Annotated in this window: 1 protein-coding gene and 1 pseudogene; both read right to left on the reverse strand. The window is 78.3% G+C overall.

The features are described from left to right. Positions 1 to 1,563, reverse strand: a pseudogene (locus ABD352_RS53685) (hypothetical protein); the annotation flags it as partial. A 70-nt stretch (positions 1,564 to 1,633) separates the two neighbouring features. Beyond that, on the reverse strand, positions 1,634 to 2,227 hold the full coding sequence (locus ABD352_RS53690; protein ID WP_344620429.1) for a class I SAM-dependent methyltransferase: 594 nt from the start codon (positions 2,225 to 2,227) through the stop codon (positions 1,634 to 1,636). Positions 2,228 to 2,304: the final 77 nt, after the last annotated feature.

Consider the following 2,304-nt stretch of genomic DNA (forward strand, 5'->3'; position numbering starts at 1 on the left):
GGCGAAGACGCCGACGACGACGGCCATGGCCGAGTGGCCGCCGGGGTCGGCGGAGCGCACGGCGGCCAGGAGCCGCTCCCGCGCGACCGGCGCGACCTGCAGGACCCGCTCGGCGCCGACCTCGACGCCGGCCCGGTCGGCCCGCGCGGTCGCGCCGCCCCGCCAGTCCTGGGCGGCGAGGGCCAGCACGCAGGTGGCCGCGGCGAGGACGGGGACGATGCGGAACGCGGTGCGGCGCCGGCCCAGCGTCAGCCCCGCCAGCGCCCCGGTGAGCCGCCCGGCGGCGAGCGCGTGCCGGCCGTACAGGCCCGCGCCGGCCAGCAGCAGCCGCGTCCCGAGCACGCCCAGCCCGGCCGCCACGAGCAGCGGTGCGACCTGGGCCAGCCCGAAGCCGGTGTCGCGACGCACGTCGGCGGCGGGCGCGGCGACGATCTGGAACAACGCGGCGGCGGCCAGGCCGAGCGCGCAGATCTCGGCGGTGGCGGCGGCGAGGGGGCGGCGCGGGCGCACGTCGCGCATCAGCTCGCCGACCCCGCCCCGGGTGGCGCTCCAGTCGGCCGCGACGACGATGACCGCGCCGGCCGCGAACAGCCGGGGCGCCCACACCGCGCCGAGCGCGAGCGGCAGCAGGCTCTGCGCGGCGGTCGCGGCCCGGATGCGCCACGCCGGCAGCCCGCGGATCGCCATCCGGGCCGCGTCCGCGCGCCGCTCCTGGGCCGCGTACGCCGCCGCGACCGCGATCGCGAGCCCGCCGAACAGCAGGATCTGCGCCTCCGCGAGCCCGAGGCCGCGCCGCACCGAGCGCCGGTCGGCGGCGACCGCCTCGGCCAGCACGGGCGCGCCGGAGGTGACGTCGAACCGGCCGCCGCGCACCCGGTCGAGCTCGCCGCGCAGCGACTGCGCGTCGTCGAACGCCTCCGGGCGCAGCAGCACGTCGTAGATGACGGTGACCGTGGCCTTCGACGACGCGACGGTCGGCGCGGTCGTGTACGCGGCCACCCCGTCCTGCCCGGACCAGAACCAGCCGCCGGAGTCCGCGGGCGCGTACACACCGACGACCTTCAGCGTCACGACGCTGGCGGTCAGCCCGGCCTCGTGCCGCAGCGTGCCGCCGACCCCGACGCCGAGCAGCCGGGCGAGCCCCTCGACGAGCACCGCTTCGCCGTCGGCCGCCGGGCAGCGCCCCTCGCGCAGGGTCAGGTTCTCGCACAGCCCCTCGGCGAAGCGCAGCTCGGCCTGCTGGCGCCGCTCGCCGTCGCCGTCGGTGAGGCTGCCGGTCAGGCGCAGGCTCGTCGCGTGCCGCTCGACCGGGCCGTCGACGAGCGCGCCGATGCGCCGCAGGGCGTCCTCGGGCCGGTCGGGCGCGGCGACGGAGCCGCGGACCCGCAGGGTGCGCTCGGCGACGGTGGCCGCGTCGATGCGGGCCCGGGCAGCGTCGTGTCCGGCCGTGTCACCGGCGCGCGCGGCGAACCCGGCCGCGACGACGGTGAGCGCGGCGAGGGCGAACATGACGAGCGCCTGCACCCGCCGCGCCCGCAACGCGCCGAAGACCAGCCCCAACATCGGACTGACCCTAGCGTCTCGGATCGATCCGTGGGGGGCAGCCTCGCCGCCCGCTACCAGGTGCGCGCCGTCAGGCGCCGAAGACCGCGACCAGGAACTCGGAGTCCGGCGTGAACGGGCGCAGGTCCCACGTGCTCAGCAGCACCTCCTGGCGCAGACCCGCCGTCGCGGCGTCGGCCAGGAACTCGTCGAAGGCGTAGCCGCGCCCGGCCCCGAAGCCGATCACGACCCGACCGCTCTCGGACACGTGGGCACCCAGGCGGCGCAGCACCTCCACGCGGGTGGACGGGGCCACGAACGTGATCACGTTGCCGGCGCAGAAGACCACGTCGAAGCCCCGCTCGGCCAGGTCCAGCTCGGCCAGGTCGCCGACCAGCCAGGTCGGGCCGGGGTGGTCCTGCTCGGCGACGGCGACCAGCTCCGGGTCCAGGTCCACGCCGACGACCTGGTGCCCGGCGGCGTGCAGGAAGGCGCCGACCCGGCCGGTGCCGCTGCCGGCGTCGAGGATCCGGGCCTGGCGGGGCGCCATCGCGTCGATCAGCCGGGCCTCGCCGCCCAGGTCGGCGCCGGAGGTCGCCAGGTCGCGGAAGCGCTGGACGTACCAGGCCACGTGCCCGGGGTCCTCCGCCTTGCGCCGCAGCCACACGTTCTGTTCGTCTTCCACTCGATCAAGTTAGCGCGGCCGGCCGCCCTGCCGCCCGGGCGAGGTGGCGCGGGGCGACGGCGCGCGGGAGCGCGAGG

Source organism: Dactylosporangium salmoneum, from assembly GCF_039532525.1.
Taxonomy (GTDB): domain Bacteria; phylum Actinomycetota; class Actinomycetes; order Mycobacteriales; family Micromonosporaceae; genus Dactylosporangium; species Dactylosporangium salmoneum.